Source organism: Parabacteroides provencensis (assembly GCF_900232875.1).
Lineage (GTDB): Bacteria > Bacteroidota > Bacteroidia > Bacteroidales > Tannerellaceae > Parabacteroides > Parabacteroides chinchillae.
The window spans coordinates 381,769-405,962 of record NZ_LT960489.1; the positions used below are offsets into that span (position 1 = coordinate 381,769).

Annotated in this window: 22 protein-coding genes and 4 tRNA genes; 18 read left to right on the top strand and 8 right to left on the bottom strand. The window is 42.1% G+C overall.

Features of this window, described 5'->3' with window-relative positions:
- Window positions 1–46 precede the first annotated feature (46 nt).
- Complete coding sequence (locus CTY47_RS08570; protein WP_099464358.1) at window positions 47–1,024, bottom strand: adenosine kinase; 978 nt, start codon at window positions 1,022–1,024, stop codon at window positions 47–49.
- A 108-nt stretch (window positions 1,025–1,132) separates the two neighbouring features.
- On the opposite strand from CTY47_RS08570, the gene CTY47_RS08575 reads away from it, so the two are divergent.
- The 6 genes from CTY47_RS08575 (at window position 1,133) to CTY47_RS08600 (ending at window position 4,934) form a co-directional block, all read left to right on the top strand.
- Window positions 1,133–1,206 (top strand) — tRNA-Asn (locus tag CTY47_RS08575).
- 35 nt (window positions 1,207–1,241) lie between these two features.
- Window positions 1,242–1,315, top strand: a tRNA-Asn gene (locus CTY47_RS08580).
- A gap of 37 nt (window positions 1,316–1,352) precedes the next feature.
- Window positions 1,353–1,426 (top strand) — tRNA-Asn (locus tag CTY47_RS08585).
- Between the two features lie 140 nt (window positions 1,427–1,566).
- Complete coding sequence (locus tag CTY47_RS08590; RefSeq protein WP_099464359.1) at window positions 1,567–2,916, top strand: PepSY-like domain-containing protein; 1,350 nt, start codon at window positions 1,567–1,569, stop codon at window positions 2,914–2,916.
- Window positions 2,917–3,014: 98 nt separating this feature from the next.
- Window positions 3,015–3,773 carry a tRNA (guanosine(46)-N7)-methyltransferase TrmB gene (trmB, locus tag CTY47_RS08595; protein WP_099464360.1) on the top strand — a complete coding sequence of 253 codons (759 nt, stop codon included), beginning with the start codon at window positions 3,015–3,017 and terminating at the stop codon, window positions 3,771–3,773.
- Window positions 3,774–3,824: 51 nt separating this feature from the next.
- A complete protein-coding gene (locus CTY47_RS08600) occupies window positions 3,825–4,934 on the top strand; it encodes an Mrp/NBP35 family ATP-binding protein (RefSeq protein ID WP_099464361.1) in 1,110 nt (369 codons plus the stop codon).
- Window positions 4,935–5,100: 166 nt separating this feature from the next.
- Here CTY47_RS08600 and hutH read toward each other — a convergent pair whose 3' ends face one another.
- The 5 genes from hutH to CTY47_RS08625 form a co-directional block, all read right to left on the bottom strand.
- Complete coding sequence (gene hutH / locus CTY47_RS08605) at window positions 5,101–6,597, bottom strand: histidine ammonia-lyase (protein ID WP_099464362.1); 1,497 nt, start codon at window positions 6,595–6,597, stop codon at window positions 5,101–5,103.
- A 1-nt stretch (window position 6,598) separates the two neighbouring features.
- On the bottom strand, window positions 6,599–7,222 hold the full coding sequence (locus tag CTY47_RS08610; protein WP_099464363.1) for a cyclodeaminase/cyclohydrolase family protein: 624 nt from the start codon (window positions 7,220–7,222) through the stop codon (window positions 6,599–6,601).
- Window positions 7,223–7,310: 88 nt separating this feature from the next.
- Window positions 7,311–8,567, bottom strand: coding sequence for an imidazolonepropionase (gene hutI, locus CTY47_RS08615; RefSeq protein ID WP_099464364.1), 1,257 nt, complete (start codon window positions 8,565–8,567; stop codon window positions 7,311–7,313).
- Complete coding sequence (gene ftcD, locus CTY47_RS08620) at window positions 8,564–9,469, bottom strand: glutamate formimidoyltransferase (protein WP_099464365.1); 906 nt, start codon at window positions 9,467–9,469, stop codon at window positions 8,564–8,566. The genes hutI and ftcD overlap by 4 nt, the downstream gene beginning before the upstream one ends.
- Window positions 9,466–11,469, bottom strand: a complete 2,004-nt coding sequence (locus tag CTY47_RS08625) for a urocanate hydratase (protein ID WP_099464366.1) — start codon at window positions 11,467–11,469, stop codon at window positions 9,466–9,468. The genes ftcD and CTY47_RS08625 overlap by 4 nt, the downstream gene beginning before the upstream one ends.
- Before the next feature lie 505 nt (window positions 11,470–11,974).
- Between CTY47_RS08625 and CTY47_RS08630 the strand changes: the two genes are divergently transcribed.
- From CTY47_RS08630 to CTY47_RS08660, 7 genes are all read left to right on the top strand, one after another.
- Window positions 11,975–12,253 carry a hypothetical protein gene (locus tag CTY47_RS08630; RefSeq protein ID WP_143813359.1) on the top strand — a complete coding sequence of 93 codons (279 nt, stop codon included), beginning with the start codon at window positions 11,975–11,977 and terminating at the stop codon, window positions 12,251–12,253.
- 284 nt (window positions 12,254–12,537) lie between these two features.
- Window positions 12,538–13,992, top strand: a complete 1,455-nt coding sequence (locus tag CTY47_RS08635; protein WP_099464368.1) for a glycosyltransferase family 2 protein — start codon at window positions 12,538–12,540, stop codon at window positions 13,990–13,992.
- Window positions 13,992–14,963 (top strand): DUF4922 domain-containing protein, encoded by a 972-nt coding sequence (locus CTY47_RS08640; RefSeq protein ID WP_099464369.1) that lies wholly within the window; start codon window positions 13,992–13,994, stop codon window positions 14,961–14,963. The genes CTY47_RS08635 and CTY47_RS08640 overlap by 1 nt, the downstream gene beginning before the upstream one ends.
- A gap of 76 nt (window positions 14,964–15,039) precedes the next feature.
- A complete protein-coding gene (lpxK, locus tag CTY47_RS08645) occupies window positions 15,040–16,146 on the top strand; it encodes a tetraacyldisaccharide 4'-kinase (protein ID WP_099464370.1) in 1,107 nt (368 codons plus the stop codon).
- A gap of 9 nt (window positions 16,147–16,155) precedes the next feature.
- Window positions 16,156–17,184, top strand: coding sequence for a thiamine-phosphate kinase (thiL, locus tag CTY47_RS08650; protein ID WP_099464371.1), 1,029 nt, complete (start codon window positions 16,156–16,158; stop codon window positions 17,182–17,184).
- A gap of 144 nt (window positions 17,185–17,328) precedes the next feature.
- Window positions 17,329–17,401: transfer RNA gene (locus CTY47_RS08655), tRNA-Phe, on the top strand.
- 241 nt (window positions 17,402–17,642) lie between these two features.
- Window positions 17,643–18,857, top strand: a complete 1,215-nt coding sequence (locus CTY47_RS08660) for a site-specific integrase (protein WP_099464372.1) — start codon at window positions 17,643–17,645, stop codon at window positions 18,855–18,857.
- A gap of 72 nt (window positions 18,858–18,929) precedes the next feature.
- On the opposite strand, the gene CTY47_RS08665 is transcribed toward CTY47_RS08660, so the two are convergent.
- Both CTY47_RS08665 and CTY47_RS08670 read right to left on the bottom strand, forming a co-directional pair.
- Window positions 18,930–19,223 carry a helix-turn-helix domain-containing protein gene (locus CTY47_RS08665; RefSeq protein WP_099464373.1) on the bottom strand — a complete coding sequence of 98 codons (294 nt, stop codon included), beginning with the start codon at window positions 19,221–19,223 and terminating at the stop codon, window positions 18,930–18,932.
- A 7-nt stretch (window positions 19,224–19,230) separates the two neighbouring features.
- On the bottom strand, window positions 19,231–19,515 hold the full coding sequence (locus CTY47_RS08670) for a helix-turn-helix domain-containing protein (protein WP_099464374.1): 285 nt from the start codon (window positions 19,513–19,515) through the stop codon (window positions 19,231–19,233).
- Between the two features lie 379 nt (window positions 19,516–19,894).
- Here CTY47_RS08670 and CTY47_RS08675 point away from each other — a divergent pair, with 379 nt between their 5' ends.
- The 5 genes from CTY47_RS08675 (at window position 19,895) to CTY47_RS08695 (ending at window position 24,160) form a co-directional block, all read left to right on the top strand.
- A complete protein-coding gene (locus CTY47_RS08675) occupies window positions 19,895–21,214 on the top strand; it encodes an MATE family efflux transporter (protein WP_099464375.1) in 1,320 nt (439 codons plus the stop codon).
- Window positions 21,215–21,233: 19 nt separating this feature from the next.
- The gene (locus CTY47_RS08680; RefSeq protein WP_099464376.1) at window positions 21,234–21,866 is read left to right on the top strand and encodes an RteC domain-containing protein; all 633 of its coding nucleotides are present in this window, start codon (window positions 21,234–21,236) and stop codon (window positions 21,864–21,866) included.
- A 164-nt stretch (window positions 21,867–22,030) separates the two neighbouring features.
- The gene (locus CTY47_RS17345; RefSeq protein ID WP_233202132.1) at window positions 22,031–22,354 is read left to right on the top strand and encodes a DNA-binding protein; all 324 of its coding nucleotides are present in this window, start codon (window positions 22,031–22,033) and stop codon (window positions 22,352–22,354) included.
- 228 nt (window positions 22,355–22,582) lie between these two features.
- Window positions 22,583–23,212 (top strand): BfmA/BtgA family mobilization protein, encoded by a 630-nt coding sequence (locus CTY47_RS08690; protein WP_099464377.1) that lies wholly within the window; start codon window positions 22,583–22,585, stop codon window positions 23,210–23,212.
- Window positions 23,213–23,215: 3 nt separating this feature from the next.
- The gene (locus tag CTY47_RS08695; protein WP_099464378.1) at window positions 23,216–24,160 is read left to right on the top strand and encodes a DUF5712 family protein; all 945 of its coding nucleotides are present in this window, start codon (window positions 23,216–23,218) and stop codon (window positions 24,158–24,160) included.
- The last annotated feature ends 34 nt before the right edge of the window (window positions 24,161–24,194 follow it).

Below are 24,194 nucleotides of genomic sequence, written 5' to 3' on the forward strand. Positions count from 1 at the left end.
ATTATTTAGTTAATTAACGATGTAAATGTATGCATAATACAGCGTCTTATGCCAATATTGCTTTTACTTTTAACTTTATTTGTTCCCATTTATCCATCGGTATTTGTGGCCCAACCACATCAATAACATATCCGGCCAGCATAGACCCTATGCGTGCAGATTGTTCCAAGGTTGCCCCAACAGAACAGCCATACAGGAACCCGGCAGCAAAGTTGTCACCGGCTCCCGTTGTATCAAGCGGCTTTCCTCCTTCGGCCGGAACTGTGAAAAACTGTCCTTTACTGCCTACAATAGCGCCTTCTTTTCCTAAAGTAACAATAGAAACGTCTACCATTTCGGAAAGTACCTTCACTGCATCACATGCTTTCAGCCCTGTATAAGCTTCAGCCTCCGGTTCGTTTGAAAACAGGATGTCCACATACTTAGGTATAATATCTTCAAGGAAACCTTTAAAGGCATTTACAATATTAAAATTAGATAAATCCAAAGCGACCTTTAAACCTAGCTTTTTTGCCTTTTGCATAGTGGTGCGAACCAAAGGTTCATTCACTAACAAATAGCCTTCTATATATATACATTGATATCCGGAAAGCATTTCTTCACTAATTTCGTCGGGAGTAATAGTTGCTGCCGGGCCAAGAAACGTACCCATAGTACGTTCGCCATCAGAAGATATCAGAACAGTACAACTGCCAGACACACCGTCTACCTTAATAAAGTATGGAGTTACACCGGCTTCTTCCAATGCCTTTTCATAAAATTCACCTACGGAGTCTGAACCAATTTTACCAACAAAACCAGTCTTTGCACCCAAAAAGGCCATGGCACGCATAGTATTGCAAACCGAACCGCCGGGAGCCTGGCTTCTTTCCAAGTGTTCCTGAGCCTTACGAATAGCAAGCATTTGTTGCTGATCTATCATATCCATTGCTCCCTTCTTAATTCCTATTTCACTGAGTACATTATCATTATCTAATTTCAACAGTACATCTACCAATGCATTTCCTAAACCGATCGTATTCATTTTTTCATTTTTTTCTGCAAATATATTGCATATTTCAAAAACATCCTCTACTTTTGCAGTGCAATTTCAGAAGGGGTACAAGTTATACTCCGGAAGATGCAACAAAATTCTTCCTTAGCTCAGTTGGTTAGAGCATCTGACTGTTAATCAGAGGGTCCTTGGTTCAAGTCCAAGAGGAAGAGCTCAAAAAGACATCGGGAAAGACTGAAAGACATATTCTTCCTTAGCTCAGTTGGTTAGAGCATCTGACTGTTAATCAGAGGGTCCTTGGTTCAAGTCCAAGAGGAAGAGCTCAAAAAGACATCGGGAAAGACTGAAAGACATATTTTCTTCCTTAGCTCAGTTGGTTAGAGCATCTGACTGTTAATCAGAGGGTCCTTGGTTCAAGTCCAAGAGGAAGAGCTTTAGAAAAAGAGATACTTCATTCGGGGTATCTCTTTTTTATTACAATACGATTAAGTTAGCCTTAATTAACGATTATAGCTTCATGTATAAAAAAAGGATTCATATTTTTACCGCCAATAATCTTAAAATAGAATTTGATGAAACCTATCTATTTAATATTGTGCCTTTTATTTTCTGCACTCACCATGTTAACTTTAAGCGGATGTACAAAAGACAACGAAGCAAACCCAAACAAAATTTCACTGAGCGAACTGCCTTCCAAGGCTGGTTACTTCCTGCTTGATATCTTCTCCAACCAAGAACCTGTCTTGGTAGAAAAAGCAAGTAAAGAAGAAAATAATTACAGTTTCCGGGTAACCTATCCCGATGATGTTGCAATCTGCTTTGATGAAAACGGTGGGTGGAAACTAATCAATATTCCAGGCGAACAAACACCGGAAGGAATAAGTAAGCATTTTCAAGAAATGGTACACTATACAAATACTGTTTATCAAACAAACCGTATAAAAAGCATTACCCGTACCGATTATGGGCAGTTTGCCACATTAGATAACGAAAAAACAGTGGCATTCAGTGAAGAGTTCTATCTTGGAGAAGAACTAGGTCAGGAAGGATATTCTTCTCTTCCCCCAGGCATTCAATCCTTTATCAAAGAGTATTTCATAGGTGCAGGTTACAAATATGTCACAGTAGACCAGCAAGCTAATGAAACATCGGTCTATAAATACCGGATATCATTAGACAAAGGTTACAAAGCATGGTTTGATGTGGATGGCAACTGGAAATACATAACCAGCCTTTCCAATGAAACTGACAATTCGCTTCCACTTGATCTTATCAACATTTTACCGGAAAAAATTCGAAAAGAAGTGGCAAGTATAACCAAGTTGGTCACTATCTACAAAAAAAATGAAACACTGTACGAGATAGGAACCAGTCGCACCGACATCAAAACTTATACCACAGAAGTAATACCTCCTACCGACTTGCACCAAAAGGAAGTTAAAGAATTCATAGATACCTACTTCGAATCAGAAAGCAGCTACAGGCTCACCGTTCCTGCACATGTAGCAGACCCTTATTATCACGTTCGGCTCCCGAATGGTTTCGACTTCCGTTTGGACAAAACATTACAATGGGACCTGATAGACGGACACGGTTATCCATTCACAACAAAACTGCTTGCACTTGTTCCCGAAAAGATTCTTACCGACAGCAGGATCAAGAAATACATCACAGCTATTCGCCGTGATGAAAACGGTTATTATATAAACCTCATCGGTAATTACTATCTCCAATATGATGCGGATGGTAACTACGACGGACAACAACATAGCCCTGCTCCTTACGACAAGGCATATACATACGTTCGCTATACCTATCCCAAAGATATAGGCATTCAGTATCTATCATGGGAAGGATTTGTATTCAAACTAAGCGATGGAACAAAAATAAACTTCGACAGTACGGGGAAACCGATAGAATAGCTTTACTTCCTGTTTTCATTTCTATCCAAAGAAATTACCGGGATATCTTCTTCGGCCAGTTCGTTGCTAAGATGGAGAGATTGTAATATCTTTGCAGCATGGGAAAGAATAAATTAGCAAAGTTTGACGACATGGCGAGCTACCCGCATGTCTTTCAATATCCGTTTGCCACGCTTCAGGAAAAAGGATTTGACCTGAAAGGACATTGGCATGAGCGGTTCTTCAGGAACAATAATCCGATTGTACTGGAATTGGGTTGCGGTAAAGGCGAATATACGGTTGGTTTGGGCAAACTCTTCCCAAACAAAAACTTTATCGGTGTAGATATAAAAGGGGCACGTATGTGGACCGGCGCAAAGGAATCTCTGGAGAACGGAATGACAAACGTAGCTTTTCTACGCACCAGCATCGAACTGATAGCCCACTTCTTTGCCCCCGGAGAAGTAGCAGAGATATGGCTTACCTTCCCTGATCCGCAAATGAAGAAAGTAAACAAACGGCTTACTTCTACACGGTTCATGAAAATGTATCGCGAAATTCTGGCAGGCGATGGGATTGTTCACCTCAAAACAGACAGCAACTTTATGTATACCTATACCTGTGAAATGGTAAAAGCCAACCACTATCCGGTATTGTTCTCCACAGACGACCTTTACCATTCCGGTCTGGCCGACGAAATCCTTTCCATCCAGACTTATTACGAACAACAATGGCTGGATCGTGGGCTGAACATCAAATATATCAAATTTGTTTGTGAAGAACGGGCGAATCTCATTGAACCGGACGTAGAAATCGAATACGATCCGTACCGCAGTTTCAACCGTAGTAAACGCAGTGCGCTGGCATCGGGAAAATGAGGAAGAAAAAAAGTAGATAAGTAGTTAAGAATAAAATACAACATAGAAGCTATGGCAATATATCCTAAACTGATTATGGACGCACTCGCCACCGTGCGTTATCCCGGAACCGGAAAGAATCTGGTGGATATGGGAATGGTGGAAGACAACATCCGCATCGAAGGCAACAAAGTGAGCTTTTCACTTTTGTTTGAAAAACCGAGCGACCCGTTTATCAAATCCGTTGTAAAAGCAGCCGAGACAGCAATCCTCACTTATGTAGATAAGGATGTAGACATCAAAGGCAACATCAAAGTTATCACCCGCCAGGTAGCGCGTCCCGAACCGGACAAGCTTTTACCGCAGGTGAAGAATATCATTGCCGTTTCTTCCGGCAAAGGTGGCGTTGGTAAAAGTACGGTAGCTGCCAACTTAGCAGTAGCATTAGCCGGACTTGGCTATAAGGTAGGATTGCTGGATGCCGATATTTTCGGTCCATCACAACCTAAAATGTTTCATGTTGAAGACGCCCGCCCGGTATTGGAAGAAGTAGGTGGACGCGAGTTGATCCAGCCGGCAGAGAATTACGGTGTCAAGCTTCTTTCAATCGGTTTCTTCGTAAACAAGGAGGATGCCGTACTTTGGCGCGGTGCCATGGCAAGCAACGCTTTAAAACAATTGATTGCAGATGCAAACTGGGGAGAGTTGGACTATTTTTTAATCGACCTGCCGCCCGGAACAAGTGATATTCACCTTACAATGGTGCAAACACTGGCTATTACAGGAGCAGTCGTTGTTTCCACCCCACAGGAAGTAGCACTGGCCGATGCACGTAAAGGTATCAGTATGTTCATGGGCGAGAAGATTAATGTGCCTGTGCTGGGATTGATAGAGAATATGTCATGGTTTACGCCGGCCGAACTGCCGGAGAATAAATACTATCTGTTTGGCAAAGAAGGCGGCAAACGTCTGGCCGAACAACTAAACGTTCCTCTGCTAGGGCAAATCCCAATCGTACAAAGCATCTGCGAAGGTGGAGATAACGGCGAACCGGTAGCTCTCAATCCAGATACGATTACAGGAAACGCTTTCCGCCGGCTAGCCGAGAATGTAGTAGAACAGATCAATCTGCGTAACGAAAACCTTGCTCCCACAAAACGGGTACAGGTTACAAAGAAATAACCTCTTTTGCAGGCACTTTTCCCCGATATAAGAGGGAAAATACCCATATATAATTCCAAACACTTTGGAGTTATAACTCCAAAGACCTTGCAAGCACAACTCCAAAGACCTTGCAAGCACAACTCCAAAGAGTTTGGAGGCATAACTCCAAACTCTTTGGAATGGATCAATACATACAATCATTCCGGCGGATAAACGCCACCGTACGATGTATCTCGGTATACATTATAATATCCTCGTCTATAAAGGGAACCTCCTTACGGTACTGTTTCAAGTATTTCTCCAAAACAGGCGATGTTTTAGCCGGACGACGAAACTCGATACCTTGTGCCGCATTCATCAGTTCGATAGCCAAAATATGATCGAGGTTATCCATAACTTTGAATAGTTTCGTGGCTGCATTAGCGCCCATACTCACATGGTCTTCCTGTCCGTTACTGGAAACAATAGAGTCGCTACTGGCAGCATAACAATACATCTTATTCTGGCTCACCATACTGGCGGCGGCATATTGCGGAATCATAAACCCGGAATTCAATCCCGGATTAGCCACAAGGAATTCGGGTAAACCGCGCAATCCCATAATTAGCTGCGCCACACGACGTTCGGAAATATTACCGAGTTCGGCCAATGCTATAGCAAGGAAGTCATAAGAGATAGCAAGCGGTTGTCCGTGAAAATTGCCACCGGAAATGATCTTATCTTCCTCAGGGAAAATAGTAGGATTATCCGTCACCGAATTAATTTCGGTAAGCAGTACGCCGGAAACATATCGAATTGCATCTTTTGTTGCACCATGCACCTGCGGAATACAACGGAACGAATACGGATCTTGTACATGTTCTTTCTTCCGGCTAATCAATTCACTACCTTCCAACAACTTGCGAAAAGCCGTACCCGTCTCGATCTGCCCCTGGTGCGGACGCATCTGCTGAATACAATCCATAAAAGGATCTATCCTGCCGTCGAATGCTTCAAGGGAAAGAGCCGCAATCAAATCGGCGCGCCTGGAAACACTGAAGGCACGCATTAAGGCGAACACGCCATTTGCACTCATAAACTGCGTGCCGTTAAGTAACGCCAACCCCTCCTTGCTTTTCAGACGGACAGGCTTCCAGGCAAATTCATCCAAAACGCTGATTGCTTCACGTTTCCTTCCTTTATAATAGACATCGCCAACACCAATAAGAGGCAGGAACAAATTCGCCAACGGTGCCAGGTCGCCACTTGCCCCAAGCGATCCGCGGTCGTACACAATAGGCAGAACATCATTATTGAAGAAATCAAGAATGCGCTGTACCGTGATCACTTGCACACCGCTATGCCCCAACGACAAGGCATGCGCCTTGAGCAACATCATCAGGCGTACTATAACCGGACTTACCTCATCGCCTATGCTACAAGCATGGCTCTTCACCAGGTTCTCCTGCAACGTACTCAGTTCATCTGATGAGATATTCCTATTACATAAAGAACCAAAACCTGTCGTGATACCATAAATAGGCTCGTCTGCCTGTTGTATTTTCCGATCCAGATAATCGCGGCAACGCTGGATGCGATCCTTTACGTCGGCTGATAGTTCCAGTTTCATATTTTGCGTGAGTATCTTCTCGATCCCTTCAAACGTCAACGGCTCCGAACCCACATAATAGACATTCCCCATATCATAATACCGTTTTAACCCAATCCATCAACTTCTTTTCAATCCGGATAGCTTCCGCCTCCAGATGATCGGCTTTTTGCGTCATTCGTTTTACAAATGCCTCATCCTGTATAGACGACAGATTAATACGCACGTTCAATATGGCACCCAACACACATGTGCGTGCCGTCATCATCGCGACACAAGCATCTGTTACCGCATTACGGTTTCCTTTATGTGCCACATAAATTATCGTTTCCATCACCGATCCCACCTCTTCGGCAACTTTCATCGGGACAAGAGCCGCCTCCTTCGTCGCGTCCTGAATAACACGGTTACGTTCCGCAACTTCGGCTTCTGTCTCCTTTGGAAGTTTAAAGGCGGCAAAAACACGGTCATACGCTTCGCTATCTTCATCGATATAACCAATTAAACGTTCACGGATCATAGCTGCTTCTACGGCAATAGTTTTCATTTGCCCCTCCACTTCGGCATACTTCTTTTTCCCTATCGTAAGGTTAGCCACCATTTCCGTAAGAGCTGTTGCTATAGCTCCGTTCAGCGCAGAGATACTACCACCTCCGGGAACCGGAGCATTACCGGCCGTCTCTGCCAAAAATTCTTTAATTGCCAAGTCTGCTAACATAGTCTTTTAATCTTTAAGTTATTTATCTTATTCTTCTCCTTACATATCTCTGATCAAATCTTAATTGTGATTCAAAGAAGGCATGCTTTTAAACAATATAAAGCATACCATCTTTAATAACAGTTCCCACTATATTCATTCCTACATGATAGGGAAGAAATTTATACGATGGGAACTGAAGCAATATCATATCCGCCTTTTTCCCAACATCAATACTACCAATTTTATTAGCACGGCCTACGGCAGCAGCTCCATTAATCGTCAGAGCCGTCAATGCTTCTTCGGGAGACATTTTCATCTGTATGCAGGCTAAAGAAAACAGCAATGGAACAGAACATGAGAAGCAACTTCCCGGATTAAAATCGGAAGCAAGAGCCACTGCACAACCTGCATCTATCATTTTACGTGCGGGAGCATAAGGTTCGCCTAAAGAAAAGGCCGTTAACGGCAACAGCGTAGCAATCGTGTTCGACTGAGCCAGGCGTTTGATTCCGGCATCAGATACATGCAACAGATGATCGGCACTTACAGCTTTCATCTTAACAGCCAGTTCGGCACCACCTAAAGAGACTATTTCGTCGGCATGAAGTTTGAGTTTAAGGCGATAACTTCTGGCTGCCTTCAGCAACCGTTCACTTTGTTCAATCGAGAAAACGCCTTGTTCACAAAACACATCACAAAACACAGCACAATGCTCACTCCGAATACTGGGAAGCACAGTTTCTATTATATAATCTATATATTCGTCTGTTCTACCTTTAAATTCGGGTGGAACGGCATGCGCTCCCATAAATGTGGGAACCACATCTACCGGATGCTCTCCATCCAATTCATTCATTAACCTGAGTTGAATAAGTTCCGTAGACAAATCCAGCCCGTAACCACTTTTGCCTTCCACTGTAGTCACTCCCATATCCATCATTGTATCCAGACGGTCATAGGCCGTATCATACAAATGATCATAACGGATACGGCGCGTTGCCTGCATCGTGCTTACAATGCCACCGCCCCGCTCCATAATCGACATATAGCTGTCTCCCTTCATTCTCCAGCTAAACTCTTCCTCTCTATAACCGCCAAAAACAAAATGGGTATGGCTATCCACAAAACCGGGAAGTACAGCCCGCCCGCGAGCATCTATCTCCAGGTAATCATTTATATTCAATCGTTTCAGAACCTCTTCAGTTGTCCCTACCTGTGTAATAATACCGTTTTCAATCACAACCGCACCATCTTCTATTATACCGACATCGGACATCTCGGCTCCTTTTTTAGCGGCAAAACCGGAACAGGTCACGACCTGTGAAGCGTTCCGTATCAGTATTTTTTCCCTTTCCCTGCTCATTCCATTATCCTTGACTCGAGAACCTGACCTATTGAGAAATTTTCTAATCCCAGGTAATAAGAAGCCGTATCAATTAATGCCTCCATAGGCACCAATCCGATAATTTCGCTTCCGATAACCGGTACACCATAACGGCGGGCTTCCACCCGTACCAGTTCAAAGGCACGATACAAAGCAGTATGGGTATAATCTGTCATATTTATAGATACCTGTACGATACCCCGTTCCCGCAGATCCACCCCCATTGCTTTACAATAACGGAGACCACCGCCTATAAAACGAATTTTTTTTGCTATATCGATGGCTATATCCAGTTTGTTTGTCCCTAAATTAACATTATAGGCAACCAACGGCATACGGGCACCGATAGCCACTGCTCCGGCTGTAGCATGACGTTCTACAGGACCGAAATCAGGTTTCCATTCGGGCTGTTTTATCTTTTCTGCCATTCCCTCAAATTCACCTTTACGAATAGCCGCCAGGTTCTCGCGATGCGGAGCCGAAGCCGATTTTTCATATAAAAAGACAGGCAGGTTATAACGGAACGACACCTCACGAGCCACTTCTTTCGATAAAGCAACGGCATCTTCCATTGTGCAACCTTTAATAGGAATAAACGGAACAACATCCACCGCCCCCATTCTAGGGTGCTGTCCGGCATGTTTGTTCAGGTCGATAAGTTGAACAGCACAACCAATCGCTTCAATTATAGATTTCTTCAAGGCTTCGGGTTCGCCAACCACAGTTACAACCAGACGGTTATGATCTTCATCATTACTATAATCCAACAGTTTCACATCCGGTTTTGCACGAAACGATTCTACAATCTTTTCTATTTTTGCCATGTCCCTACCCTCACTGAAGTTGGGGACACATTCCATAATCTTATTCCAGTTACTCATATCTTTTGGTTTAATGATGTATTCACTATTTCACGTATTAAGTTATCTTGTGGAATATAAGGCATTGTTATGTGATAGCCGTCTTCATGATTTTCATTAAAAAGGGCACAAGTCGAAACAGCATGCTTATTACGCGCCCACGAACGGCGGGCTACCCCGCCCATAACATCCCAGATCATCGCAGAACGAAGTATCTCATCCACTCGCCTGCTGCCATCAAGAACCATTCCGAAGCCTCCGTTAATAGCTTTACCGATTCCTACGCCCCCACCGTTATGTAAAGCAACCAGGCTCATTCCCCGGGCCGCATTTCCCGCAAAACATTGCACAGCCATATCAGCCATTATGTTACTGCCGTCATAGATATTTGATGTTTCACGGAAAGGCGAATCAGTACCACTCACATCGTGATGGTCCCGCCCCAACATGACAGGGCCAATTTCTCCTTCGCGAACCATTTCATTAAAACGCAGTGCTATTTTCAAGCGGCCTTCTGCATCCTGATACAAAATACGCGCCTGTGTACCAACCACTAATTTATTTTTCTCCGCGTCACGAATCCAATTGTAATTATCCATATCCTGGCTTCGCCGGCCAGGATCAATACATTCCATCGCAGCCTGATCTGTTTTGATTAAGTCCTCGTGTTTACCACTAAGGCATACCCAACGGAAAGGCCCGTAACCATAATCAAACAATTCCGGCCCCATGATGTCTTCTACATATGAAGGCCAGATAAAACCATCCTTTTCATCTACTCCATTCCGGGAAATTTCTTTCACACCCGAATCATAAATAGCCTTCATAAACGAGTTTCCATAATCAAAGAAATAGGAACCTCGTCTCACCAGCTTTTTGATCACCTCAAAATGACGGCGTAACGACTGATCCACCAAAGAACGGAACTTTTCACGATCATGCGCCAACAAATAGGTACGCTCTTCAAACGTTATACCTGCCGGACAATATCCTCCGTCGTAAACGGCATGGCACGAAGTCTGGTCACTCAGCAGGTCGATAGGCAACCGGTAAGTTTCGGCATATTCCAGCAGATCAACTATATTTCCATGATAAGCCACCGAAACCGGCTTATAAGACTGCAAAGCCATTCCTGCCAATAGAAAAGCTTCCTTCGGGGTTGTTGCAACATGCTCTACCCAGCCTTGTTCTTTGCGGGTTTCTATGCGCGATATATCCACTTCCGCTATAATACAGGCTGCTCCTGCTATCACTGCAGCTTTTGGCTGTGCACCGCTCATTCCTCCCAGTCCGGAAGAGACAAACATATATCCCCGTAAATCTTTGGCAGGCGGAAGATTCAGCTTCAGGCGTCCTGCATTCAATAATGTATTGAATGTACCGTGCACAATGCCTTGTGGTCCGATGTACATCCAGCCTCCGGCCGTCATCTGCCCATAATTGGCAACACCCATCTGCATGGCAATGTGCCAGTCTTTTTGGTTATCAAACATGCCAACCATCATCGCATTTGTAATAATCACACGCGGTGCATCCGGGCGGGATTTAAATAACCCCAGCGGATGGCCGGATTCAATAACCAGAGTTTGCTCTGTTGTAAGAAGTTCAAGATACTGCTTTATCAAACAATATTGCATCCAGTTCTGGCAAACCTGCCCTGTCTCGCCATAAGTAACCAACTCATACGGATACAGGGCAATATCAAAACTGAGGTTATTATCAATCATTACCTGAAAGGCTTTACCTTCCAGACAATTGCCTTTATACTGATCAACGGGTTTAGCTTTCAGATCGCCTTTGGGGCGGTAGCGGTAACCATAGATTCGCCCGCGGGTCAACAATTCGTCCATAAACTCGGGAGCCAACGTTGCATGCAATTCCTCCGGTATATATCGAAGCGCATTTTTCAATGCTGTTTCTGTTTGTGCAGGTGTCAAGGTATAACCACGGTCGGGTGCCCGACGAATGCCGGATACAAACGAAGGATACTCCGGCAAGCGATTACTAAGGTGAACTTTCATAATATTTTAGTTTAAAATTGCGCTTACTGTTCGTAAGGTTATATCTGTAAAAGACGGCATCAAGATAGCTATCTTCTTCGGTAACAACAAGGCTGACCTGTATGTTAAGAAGCATATAAAAAGCGACAAGTTTGCACATCCGCAATTATTATATACCTTTGCAAACGGTATGGTTGCCACACGGACAACCTTAGATTGTAGAACATATTATATATTCGTGGTAAGAACTGCAACACATTACTTTGGATAGAATATATAAGAAGGTTCTGCAAACCCTTTGCGTGCAAAATGGTTATATGTGTAACTATTACACATTTCCTGTTTACATAATCAGTAAAGGGGGTGTAGAGCTGACTTTATTTATCCGGGGCTGTTGCAGGCCTTTACTATGATAAAGTTCAGTTTCTGCGCCCTTTTGTTGCTTAAGGACGATTTGGATATTTATATGATAACCAAGACAATCACCAGTCTTTCTAAATTTTATTCACGCTTAATTGCTATAATTATGAAAACAGTGCAAACTATGTCGTTAGAGGGTTACAAAACAATGCTGGAAAACTACCAAATCTGTTTCACCAACTTTTTCCCTCAAGTAAAAATACGTTGCAAATCAACCCATTGCACAATAAACGGTCTAGAAATCATATACAAAGATATTATAGACGTAGCTATAGAAGACAAAAAATACTTTATCATCAATATAAAAAACAAGATGTATGTTTATCTGCCGCTTGACAGGTCGGCTGTGTATCACGTAGAAGACATTACCCCTTCCAATAACTAAAACTGAAGATTTATAAAAGTCTCGCCTTAACTCTTCTTCTTAAATACCATACCATACTATTCAGGGAAGGTTAAGACGAGCTTTTTTACATATTTGCTGTCATACTCTATTTTTCACAAAGGTAATAAATCATCCCGATGATTTCAGAAAATGACCAGGATGATTTGGTAAAATGATCGGGATGAAAAAAACACTCTTCCGGAAGAAAATGGAATTTCTTTCGAAAGGGATTGAAACTTCTTCCGAAAGGAAGTATATTTGCGTAAAGAGAAAAAAATTAGGTTATGACACAAATTAACTGCTTTATTCCATACGGCGAACCGGAAACTACCCGGCAAACTATTTCCCAATTGAGCCAGTCTGCCTTAGTAGACAAAATCTATTTATTGACAAGCGATCCGCATGCAAAAGAGATTCACCCGTGCCATAACCTACTTACTCCCGAATTATGGAGTACCGAAACAATACGCCTGATTGCCGGCTATGCCAATACCGGTTATTCGCTGATCTATACAAAAACCGGAACTTTACAAACAGGCCTTTTCGCCCTGGACCGTTTCGTTACTATTGCTGAAGACACCGGAGCAGGTATGGTATATTCAGACTATTACCAATTAAAGGAAGACAAACGGACACCTCATCCTGTCATCGACTACCAAAAGGGAAGTTTACGGGATGATTTTAACTTCGGCTCTCTGTTATTCTACAAAAGCGACGCGCTAAAAAATTCTGCCTCAAGTATGGCCGATACTTACCATTTTGCAGGGCTCTATGACTTGCGCCTCAAAGTATCGCAACAATACCCGTTAGTACACATCAACGAATATCTATATACCGAAGCAGAAAACGATCTCCGTAAATCGGGAGAAAAGATATTTGATTACGTAGATCCGAAAAACAGAGCCGTGCAATTGGAGATGGAAGCAGCCTGTACCGACCATCTCAAGATGATTGGTGCCTATCTGCCGCCACATTTCAAAAAGATAGACTTCGGCAAGTACGATTTCGAAACCGAGGCGTCCGTTATCATCCCGGTACGCAACCGGGTACGCACAATTGAAGATGCGATCCTTTCGGTATTAAAACAACAGACATCATTTCCATTCAACCTCATTGTTATAGACAATCATTCCACAGACGGTACAACGGAAAAGATCAGAAGTTTCGGGCACGACAAACGGTTAATCCACATCCTGCCCGGGCGAGACGACCTGGGCATAGGAGGTTGCTGGAATCTGGGTGTGCATCATCCGTTGTGCGGCAGATTTGCCGTACAACTGGACAGCGATGATGTATATAGTGACGAAAACACCTTACAAAAAATAGTAGATGCTTTTTACGCTCAACAATGTGCAATGGTAGTAGGCACATATATGATGACCGACTTCGGGATGGAAATGATTCCGCCGGGCATCATAGACCATAAAGAATGGACTCCGGAAAACGGGCGCAATAATGCCCTTCGTATAAACGGTTTAGGTGCACCACGTGCTTTTTACACCCCGCTCCTCCGAAAACTAAACCTGCCCAATACCAGTTATGGGGAAGATTATGCCGTTGGATTGCGCATAAGCAGGGAATATCAGATAGGACGGATTTACGATGTCCTTTACCTTTGCCGCCGTTGGGAAGACAATTCCGATGCATCCCTCGATATTGTGAAGATGAACAGCTACAACACGTACAAAGACAAAATAAGAACCTGGGAATTAGAAGCCCGTTTACAACTTGACAAATAATGAAACCAAACGCATGGGTCAGTTCATCGCAGGCCACCGAACTACTGGCTAAACAATTAGCTACATGGCCGTTGGCTGAAGCCAACTACAAAGCACTGGAAAAAGTTCAGATAAAGTCTTTCGACATGGGAGGATTCACTATACGTGTACAATATAATCCTTCCCGTATCGTATCGTCGGCTGCCAAAACAGATGCAACCTCCATACAAGAGCGCAAATGCTTCTTATGCCCTGATAATCTCCCGGCCGAACAAGAACGTTTGCCATTCGGCGCCAATTATCTGGTATTAAGTAATCCTTATCCCATCTTCCCGCAGCATTTCACCATTCCTTCGCGCGAACACACGCCGCAAAGTATTCAATGCCGTTTCTTAGATTTTCTGGAATTGGCCCGTCGGTTGGATGATTTCACCGTATTTTATAATGGTCCGGAATGCGGAGCTTCAGCCCCCGATCACGCCCATTTTCAGGCAGGCACCCGTTCCTTCATGCCTATGGACGACGAACTGGATGCTTACCCCATTAAATTTACCCGCTTACTCCATGAAGAAAAGGATGGCACCCTTTTCCTGTTATCCGGCTACCTGCGTAACGGCTTTATTATTAAAGCAGCGACATTAAATGCCGCCCAATCCTTATTTGAAAAAATATATAGTAATCTGGAAATCAAACCGAATGAAACAGAACCGCGTATGAATCTTTTCGCCCATTACGAAAAAGGTATCTGGACTATCATCATCATACCGCGCCGCCAGCACCGTCCGTGGCAATATAAAGCAGAAGGCGAACAGCATCTTCTGTCCAGCCCGGGGGCAGCCGATATAGGCGGACTTTTCATTACTCCTTTAAAAAAAGATTTCGATAAGATAAATGCGGATTTGCTTTGCGATGTTTTCAGCCAGGTATGTTTTAACGACAAAGAAATTGAAACAATCGCTTTCAACATAGCCCAACAGACAAATAACAGGTAAAAAAAGTGGTCATCAATAATAAGTTACCTATATTTGCACCTAAATACACTCAAAATACAAACGATATAGTTAAAACATGCCGACAGACAATGCAATAAAGCTAAATCACCTGCTTTCTCCTTTTGCCTTCTTGTATGGTTTAGGAGTAAGATTAAGGAATCAATTGTTCAGTTGGGGCTTGCTTCCGTCAGAACAATATCCAATACCTGTCATTTGCGTCGGCAATCTATCCGCTGGGGGTACGGGAAAAACCCCGCATACGGAATACCTTGTCCAACTACTCAGCAATCAGTACAAAGTGGCAGTGCTAAGCCGGGGATATAAACGGAAAACGTCCGGTTACATACTGGCCAGACCGGAAAGCACCAGTGCCGAAATAGGAGACGAACCATATCAGATAAAAACAAAATTTCCCAATATACTTGTAGCTGTCGATTCAAATCGTCGTCGCGGAATACAGAATCTGTTGGCCTTACCCGAAGTAGGGCGGCCTAATGTTATAATACTCGACGATGCTTTTCAGCACCGGTACATATCTCCTTCATTATCTATCGTATTAACGGATTACAACCGTTTGTATTATTACGATAAGTTATTGCCTGTAGGACGATTACGTGAACCTATTACCAGCATCCGGCGTGCCGATGTAGTTATCGTAACCAAATGCAACGAAGGATTAAAACCGATAGAATTTCGTATCATTGAAGAAGATATGAAGTTGATGGCACATCAATGGCTTTTCTTCACCGGTATCCATTATGCAGATATCAAACCGGTATTCCCCTCGGAAGCCATGCCGAAAACCAAAGACAGCATACAAAAAGAAGACGAAATATTATTACTGGCAGGCATTGCCTCACCGGTACATTTTATAAAAGAGGCAGAAAAATACTCGGATAAAGTAACTGCACTGACGTTTGCCGATCATCATTCTTTCAGAAAAAAAGATATTAAACGGATAAAAGCAGCATTCGACAAAATGACATCTGCCGGTAAGTTTATCCTGGTTACCGAAAAAGATGCGGCCCGTTTGCAAAACAACCCTCATCTGCCGGAAGAATGGAAAAAAGTTTTGTATTGCCTGCCCATAACTATCGACTTTTGTACAAACAAACAGGATGTATTTAATGAGATGATAAAAAAACACATTATCACCGTTCAACGAAACAGCATATTACGTTAACAATAATATATGAGTCAGAAAACAGAAATATCTTCTTTAGGTGAGTTCGGTTTAATCCGTCACCTAACCGACAAAATCGAGTTAAAAAACGAAAGTACAATAAAAGGAGTAGGCGACGATGCCGCCGTACTGGAATACGGCGATAAACAGACACTGGTAACTACCGACCTTTTGTTGGAAGGTATCCATTTCGACCTTACCTATGTACCCCTCAAACATCTGGGTTACAAATCTGCCATTGTTAACTTCTCTGACATATATGCCATGAACGGGCAACCCAAGCAAATTACCGTTTCTATCGGCATTTCGAAACGTTTCAGCGTAGAAGATCTGGAAGAACTGTACAGTGGTATCCAACTGGCTTGCGACATTTACGGGGTAGACCTTGTTGGTGGAGATACCTCAGCCTCTATGACCGGGTTAGCTATCAGCATCACCTGCATTGGCGAAGGAGAAAAAGGAAAAGTGGTTTACCGTCACGGTGCCAAAGAAACCGACCTGATATGCGTTTCAGGCGACTTGGGAGCAGCTTATATGGGTTTGCAATTACTGGAACGTGAGAAAAACGTATTTAAAGGCCAGAAAGATTTCACGCCCGATTTTGCCGGCAAAGAATACCTTCTGGAACGTCAGTTAAAGCCAGAAGCCCGCAAAGACATCATTAAGGCGCTAGCCCAGGCGGGAATTGTACCCACTGCCATGATGGATATTTCCGACGGCCTCTCATCCGAACTGCTGCATATAGCAAAAGAAAGCAAAGTAGGCTGCCAGGTCTACGAAGACCGCATTCCAATCGATTACCAAACGGCAGCCATGGCTGAGCAATTCAACATGAACCTCGTCACAGCAGCTCTAAACGGAGGAGAAGACTACGAACTGTTATTCACCGTACCGTTAACCGAACATGATAAGATTTCACAGATGAAAGGCATAAAAGTAATCGGGCACATCACCAAACCCGAGTTAGGCAATTATCTTATCGGGCGCGACGGCGGAGAAATAGAACTGAAAGCACAAGGATGGAATTCCTTAAATTAATATAGTAAAAGCGTGATGATTCCTTTCGCAAAAAGAATATTCATCACGCTTTTTTCATTTATTCTCTATATTTTTTCAAAAAAAACCATCCTCCTATTGCATATATCAAAAAACTCCGTATCTTTGCACCCGTAATCAAAACAAGGTGCCATAGCTCAGTTGGTAGAGCAAAGGACTGAAAATCCTTGTGTCCCCGGTTCGATTCCTGGTGGCACCACTTTTTAAGAAGGAAAAACGATGTAAATCCCTGAATTTCAAAGAAGTTCGGGGATTTTTCTTTTTCCAAGAAATCCTCCATTTTTAGCAAAACTAAGCAGTTCCTTCGGGCTAAATCGTGGTCATTTTTTAAGCCACGAAAAATTGACCACGAATGACACCGTAAGTCGCTGATTGTCTTATCGTTTAAGACTCTCTATTAAGCATGGTTCAAGTATCTTTAAACCATTAATTTTTAGAGTATGAAACAGACATTTAATGTGCTTTTCTTTGTGAGAAGAACAAAGTTGAAAAAGACAGGTGATACGCCAATCATGCTACGCATCACTATTGAAGGGCAATTAGTTGAAATGCAACTTAAACGTGATGTAAAACCCAACCTTTGGAATCAGGCGAAAGAACGCTGTACAAGCAAGGAGTCCGCATCTTTAGAGATTAACCGTTATCTTGAATCGGTAAAACTTCGCTTGTTTGAAATCCATCGAAAGATGGAGGAAGACGGCAAACTAATCAATCCGATGGAAATCAAGCGGAAATTTCTCGGACTGGATGAAGAACACAAAATGTTCTTTCAGGTATTTCAGGAGCATAACGACAAGTGCAGGGAGTTGATTGGTAAAGATTATGCCAAAGTAACCATCTCCCGTTTTGATACCTGTTTGAAGTATTTTCGGGAAATGAGCCAAAGCCAATATCAACGAAAAGATATTCCGCTAAAGGAAGTCACCAACGGTATGATTCATGATTACATCCACTTCCTGAAGGCCGAAAAGGGATTGCAAGAAAATACGGTTATCCGCTATATGAAGGTAGTAAAGAAAGTATTAAACATTGCGGTAAACTACGATTGGATACCGAAAAATCCGTTTGGCAATATCCGTTTCCACGAAAAGGAGGTAAACAAGGAGTTTCTAACCAAAGAAGAACTGGAAACACTACGTACAAAGGAATTTGATATTCCACGATTAGAACTGGTGCGGGATGTATTTTTAGTGCAATGCTGGACTGGACTCGCCTTCATAGATGTATCCGAATTAAAAGAAGAACATATCATTGCTGATAATGACGGAAACCTATGGATACGAAAGGAAAGGCATAAAACCGGAATCATGTGTAACGTGCCATTGCTTGATGTTCCATTGGGGATTATTGAGAAGTATAAAGATCATCCACTTTGCCAGAAGAGAGGCATTTTACTCCCTGTATTAAGCAATCAAAAGATGAATAGTTATCTCAAAGAAATTGCCGATTGCTGCGGAATTAAGAAGAAGCTCTCCACGCATACAGGACGCCATACGTTCTGCTCGGTGGTTACGCTGGCGAACAATGTATCGTTGGAAAACATAGCGAAAATGGTGGGACACACCAACACCCGAATGACACAACGTTATGCAAAAGTGTTAGACCAAAGTATTCTCCGGGATATGCAAGGCGTAAAAGAAAGTTTTGCGAAGTAAGTTGGATAAAAGAAAAAACGGCTGACTCATTCTCACGAATGTTCAGCCGTTCAGATAACCTAAGAACAACTCTTATAAAGAATCGTCATAAGCAGGACGAAACCGTTCTTCCAAAACCTTTCGGATATCAGATTCACGAAACAGAACTTTTCCCGGTAACTGAATAAATGGCAAAACTCCGTTATTCCGGTAATCCTGTAAAGTGCGTCGAGATATTTTGAGGATAGAACAAAGTTCCTCGCTTGTCAGATAACGCTCACCGTCAAATAGCGGCTTATGCGTTTTCAGGACGTGTTCGATATAAGGCAAAGCATTGGTTAATGCCTGCAACAGTTCCCGGCTATCTTGATTGGTATATAGTTGCATGGAAAAGTTATTTAGAATTGATTTTGCCTTGTTCCAACAGGAGTTTAACTTCGGAAATTCGGTAATAGATTTTCTTCCCGATGGTAGAGAATGATAGTGTACCACTTTCCCGAAGATGTTGTAGCCGGCGAAGCGGCAGATTCAGAGAAGTAGCCAGTTCTTTGCCCTCTATCCATTCCTGTTCTATGCACAGAGTATTATTGGATGGTTGCTTTGGAACTAATGAAGCTATCCGTTCTAGTTTCTTTTTGAAGGAATCAAAAGATTCTTTTTCTATTGCGATAATATCCATATTTATCTGGTTTTATACGTTCTGTCGACAAATATAGATGAAGAAGGAAACGGTTTTGAGAAATGGGATGTGGTGGCGTTAAGTTTCAGGTAATGGCTTAGTTGCTGGTGTTTAAAGTAGGAATGTAGCGAAAAATTCAATATTAACCATTGTTTCTGACAAAATCCCTATCTTTGCACATGTAATTCAATCTATTGTCTAATTTATGAAATGGCAACTCTGTATATAGCTATCTAGCTCCGGGTTTGTCGGGGAGCATCTCTCCGGCATTAAGTCGTTGTACCCGTACCTACCACAGAGTTTAATCAATAAAAATTATTAATGATTTGCTTGCAGCACTTTCATAGTGCTGTTCAGGCATGCCGTTTCATAAAAACAAATGAATTATACATATAAACAAATCTGGCTTATCAATCTGCCCATTATGGTGAGCCTGCTCATGGAACAGTTGATTAATTTAACTGATTCCATTTTCTTGGGGCACGTCAGCCAAATAGATTTAGGGGCTTCGGCATTGGCAGCAATGTACTATTCCGCCATTTATATGCTCGGATTCGGGTTCAGTCTCGGAGCACAAGTTGTTATTGCCAGACGCAACGGAGAAGGAAGATATACGGAAGTCGGCAAGGTATTCTATCAGGCTTTAATTTTCTTATCTCTCTTTGCCATTATCGTTTTCGCATTATCGAAACTGTTTTCTCCCGCTTTGCTTCGCTTGGTAATTACTTCTGATAATGTATATCAGGCAACTGTACGCTATATCGAGTGGCGGGATTACAGCTTTCTGTTTGCTTTTCCTTTGTTGGCAATACGCGCCTTTTTCATCGGAACGACAAATACGAAGATTCTTACCGCCAACTCCATTGTTATGGTAGTGTGCAACATTGTTTTCAATTATCTGCTTATTTTTGGTAAAGCAGGCTTTCCCCAATTGGAAATCAGCGGGGCAGCTATCGGTTCTTCCCTTGCAGGATTGGTCGGGTTAGTATTCCTCATTATTTATATGCGGAAGCGTGTAGATAAAAAACGATATGGAATGCGTGCCGTTTTTGATTTGAAACTATCACTTCATTTACTAAGCATATCCGTTTGGACTATGGTTAGGCAATTCTTTTGCATTGCTCCGTGGTTTCTGTTCTTTGTGACAATTGAGCATTTGGGGGAATGCGAACTGGCTTCCGCTAATATCGTCAGAAGTATTTCCATGCTCTTTTTCGTGGTTGTCAATTCGTTTGCAACCACCAATATTTCATTGGTAAGCAATCTTATCGGGGCAAGGAAATCGGAACAAGTCATGCAGACTTGTCGGCATGTTATTAATCTGGATTATTCGATAGGGATTCCGCTTATATTACTGGCTTTTGTCTTTTCGGATAGCCTGTTGGGGTTGTTTACGAATGATACGGCGGTTATTCAGACTGCATTTTATCCTTTCTGTGTAATGCTTTCCACGTTTATTATTTCCGTTCCTGCTTACACTTATTGTAATACGGTAATCGGTACGGGTAATACGAAGATAGCATTTCTGTTTCAAATGATTAATATCGCTATCTACCTGCTCTATCTGTTTATACTATCCCGCTCTCCAAATATTCCGCTTGCCGTATATTGGACAGCCGAACAGCTATATGTACTTGTACTGCTGGCATTATCATTGGCATATCTTAAACGGAATAAATGGCAAAGTAAGGTTTTATAGCTCTGATAAATATTTAGTTATGTGGGATATTCTTGACACCGAACTATATGTGATTTTATCAGACCCTTTATATAAAAGCAATTCTGATTCAGATACGGAGCTAAAGAAAGCGTATAAAGAGTTTGTTGAAGAACTAATTATGTATCTGGATACAGAAAATGATAATATTAAACGTATCCGCATGCTCAATACGACACAAGTTGAGTTTGAAATGATAAGGTCGCTGGAACTTTCATATGGAGCAAAAAAGGATATATTGAAAATTGTCTATTCGGATAAAGTGTTATTGTTGACAAGCAAAGAACGAGAATTGATATACCGTCAGATGCAATATCCTAAATATTTCATCAACATAGAAGCTGACTGGAAATCTCCCTTATACCTAAATCAGGATAAGATTAAACTTGTTGATATAATGGAATTGGTTTGTGGGCTTTTTTACTTGACAGGCGGTATTTTTCACTCTAACAGGAAAGAGGTGTTCCTTACCGATGTAGCACGTATATTTGAGAAGATGTTCAATATTAGTTTCGGGGATATCCACAAAAAAGAAGAAGCGGTTATAAAACGTAAGCCTACCAAAATTACCGGGTTTTTGGACAGAATAAAAGATGCTATTACTCAAAAAAGCAAAGACGAAGGCTATAATTAATTTTGAAAAAATGAAAACAATGTAGTTTGTATATCAGGTAGATACAACTTATTTACGGGGGAGTGGGTGTACCAGTCCCCCTATTTTATTACTTCGTTCTGCCGAATTTTGCTTCGTCAATGCATTGAAGACAAGTAGTATTAATCTGATAAACGAAGCAAATTATGTATATAGACAATGAAGATTTTGAAAAATGGATGGGTAGACTATCCAAGAAGTTGAACGATATAGGTCAAGACCTTAAATCGTTCATCAACACCAAAGAAGTATTTGACGAAGATGAGAAACTGCTCGATAACCAAGATTTAGCCTTTCTCCTAAAAGTGTCGTATCGTACACTCCAGCGGTATCGTGATAGTAAAAAACGACCTGGCTGTAGGAGAGCTCATAAACCCNTGATGAAAAAGATGAATGATTCTGCATTTTATGATTTAAGCAGAATAGAGCAAATGAAGGAGGCTTGCTTTTGGTTTACGCCTTCAAAGTAGCTCCGCATTTATCAGAAACAACTTCGCCTCCCGGCTCTGTTCGTTTCGCTAAATTGAGCAAGAGGGAACTGGACTTTGTCCTGTTCTTCCTCTTGCCCTGCGGGGCAAAGCCTTCGGCTTTAGAGGTTTAGTATAAACCACTATAATTAGTCCGACAATTAGCATTTTATATTTGTCGCTAATTATCAGCCATTTAATAGTATAAAATTCTATTAAAAAGTAATTATCATGAAGAATGAAGCCCAAAAGATTATATATACTACTGTTTCCATAGACAAGGAAACAGGGCGTTTAATAGAAAAGATATGTAAACGCTATTCGCTGAAAAAGAGTGAAGTTGTAAAACTGGCATTCGGGTACATGGACAAGGCACATATCAACCCTGCGGATGCTCCCGAATCGGTAAAATCAGAACTATCCAAGATTAACAAACGGCAGGATGATATTATCCGTTTCATTCGGCACTATGAAGAAGAAAAACTAAATCCGATGATACGAACAAGCCATTCAATAGCCGTTAAATTCGATACGGCTGTCGGAATCCTGACGGAAAAAGTAAATTTAGAAATAAACACCTCAAAAGAGAACCTTGTCAATGTATTGAAAAAGTTGGACGAACATTTCGGCAAAATAGCAGTAGTAATAAATAACCAGTCCACAAGCCTTGACAAACTATCCGCTACTATTGACAGCCATTCCAATATTATAAATAAGCAAATCCAAACACAGCAAAGGAACAATCAGAAGCTATTGAAGCTGATTTCCCTGTATTCGGAACTGGCAACCTGCGGAGTAATGGACGGCAAGCGAAAAGAGAACCTAAGAATCGAGATTAACGACCTGATAAACGAGAACTAACTCATGAATATAGATTTCCCGCCACCGTCCAAAGGCACATATAACAATGCAGGCAGTAGTAGAAAGCTATGCAACTATTTAGAACATGAAGATATGGAACGCATGGAGCAGGGAATCTATACCGAAGGCTTTTTCAATCTGACAGACGATAATATCTACAAATCACAGGTCGTAAAAGATATAGACGGAAATATCGGGCAACTTATGAAAACGGATGCCAAGTTTTATGCTATCCATGTCAGCCCGTCAGAAAAAGAACTTCGGGCAATGGGTAACACCGAACAGGAACAAGCCGAAGCCATGAAACGGTATATCCGTGAAGTGGTTATTCCCGAATATGCCAGGAACTTCAACAAAGACCTATCGGCAGAGGATATAAAGTTTTATGGCAAAATACATTTCAGTCGGGACAGGTCAAACAACGAACTGAATATGCACTGCCACTTGATTGTCAGTCGAAAAGACCAATCCAACAAAAAGAAGTTATCCCCGCTTACAAACCACAAGAACACTCAAAAAGGAACGGTTAAAGGTGGTTTTGACAGAAAGAACCTGTTCCAACAAGCAGAGCAGGGATTTGATAAACTATTCAGCTACCAACGCCAACTAACTGAAACCTTTGAATACTGCAACACGATGAAGAACGGCAGTATCTCCGAGCAACTCAATATGCAAGAACGACAGGTAGCCGATGAAAGAAAAAATGCAGATATGCAGACTGGCTTGTGTGCAGATAAGCAGGACGAACCGAATGAAAACAAGGTTGCATATAAACAAGACGACAACCTTTCAAACGATATTGAAAATAAGCAAAGTTTCAATCTCCCTGATTTGGGTTTATCATCTGCATTGGGTTTGCTTACTCCTGATACCAATAGCAAAGAGGAAGAACAAATTCCGATGAAAAAGAAAATAAAGAAGAAACCCAAACGAGGTTTCAGGCGGTAGTGCGGTTGTTCCCGAAGTTATTTCCCGCGCCTAT

What these genes read in the sequence shown, in the direction of transcription:
- CTY47_RS08570 (WP_099464358.1), bottom strand. Translation starts at nt 1,024, where the DNA reads ATGAATACGATCGGTTTAGGAAATGCATTGGTAGATGTACTGTTGAAA.
- CTY47_RS08590 (WP_099464359.1), top strand. Translation starts at nt 1,567, where the DNA reads ATGAAACCTATCTATTTAATATTGTGCCTTTTATTTTCTGCACTCACC.
- trmB (WP_099464360.1), top strand. Translation starts at nt 3,015, where the DNA reads ATGGGAAAGAATAAATTAGCAAAGTTTGACGACATGGCGAGCTACCCG.
- CTY47_RS08600 (WP_099464361.1), top strand. Translation starts at nt 3,825, where the DNA reads ATGGCAATATATCCTAAACTGATTATGGACGCACTCGCCACCGTGCGT.
- hutH (WP_099464362.1), bottom strand. Translation starts at nt 6,597, where the DNA reads ATGGGGAATGTCTATTATGTGGGTTCGGAGCCGTTGACGTTTGAAGGG.
- CTY47_RS08610 (WP_099464363.1), bottom strand. Translation starts at nt 7,222, where the DNA reads ATGTTAGCAGACTTGGCAATTAAAGAATTTTTGGCAGAGACGGCCGGT.
- hutI (WP_099464364.1), bottom strand. Translation starts at nt 8,567, where the DNA reads ATGAGCAGGGAAAGGGAAAAAATACTGATACGGAACGCTTCACAGGTC.
- ftcD (WP_099464365.1), bottom strand. Translation starts at nt 9,469, where the DNA reads ATGAGTAACTGGAATAAGATTATGGAATGTGTCCCCAACTTCAGTGAG.
- CTY47_RS08625 (WP_099464366.1), bottom strand. Translation starts at nt 11,469, where the DNA reads ATGAAAGTTCACCTTAGTAATCGCTTGCCGGAGTATCCTTCGTTTGTA.
- CTY47_RS08630 (WP_143813359.1), top strand. Translation starts at nt 11,975, where the DNA reads ATGAAAACAGTGCAAACTATGTCGTTAGAGGGTTACAAAACAATGCTG.
- CTY47_RS08635 (WP_099464368.1), top strand. Translation starts at nt 12,538, where the DNA reads ATGACACAAATTAACTGCTTTATTCCATACGGCGAACCGGAAACTACC.
- CTY47_RS08640 (WP_099464369.1), top strand. Translation starts at nt 13,992, where the DNA reads ATGAAACCAAACGCATGGGTCAGTTCATCGCAGGCCACCGAACTACTG.
- lpxK (WP_099464370.1), top strand. Translation starts at nt 15,040, where the DNA reads ATGCCGACAGACAATGCAATAAAGCTAAATCACCTGCTTTCTCCTTTT.
- thiL (WP_099464371.1), top strand. Translation starts at nt 16,156, where the DNA reads ATGAGTCAGAAAACAGAAATATCTTCTTTAGGTGAGTTCGGTTTAATC.
- CTY47_RS08660 (WP_099464372.1), top strand. Translation starts at nt 17,643, where the DNA reads ATGAAACAGACATTTAATGTGCTTTTCTTTGTGAGAAGAACAAAGTTG.
- CTY47_RS08665 (WP_099464373.1), bottom strand. Translation starts at nt 19,223, where the DNA reads ATGCAACTATATACCAATCAAGATAGCCGGGAACTGTTGCAGGCATTA.
- CTY47_RS08670 (WP_099464374.1), bottom strand. Translation starts at nt 19,515, where the DNA reads ATGGATATTATCGCAATAGAAAAAGAATCTTTTGATTCCTTCAAAAAG.
- CTY47_RS08675 (WP_099464375.1), top strand. Translation starts at nt 19,895, where the DNA reads ATGAATTATACATATAAACAAATCTGGCTTATCAATCTGCCCATTATG.
- CTY47_RS08680 (WP_099464376.1), top strand. Translation starts at nt 21,234, where the DNA reads ATGTGGGATATTCTTGACACCGAACTATATGTGATTTTATCAGACCCT.
- CTY47_RS08690 (WP_099464377.1), top strand. Translation starts at nt 22,583, where the DNA reads ATGAAGAATGAAGCCCAAAAGATTATATATACTACTGTTTCCATAGAC.
- CTY47_RS08695 (WP_099464378.1), top strand. Translation starts at nt 23,216, where the DNA reads ATGAATATAGATTTCCCGCCACCGTCCAAAGGCACATATAACAATGCA.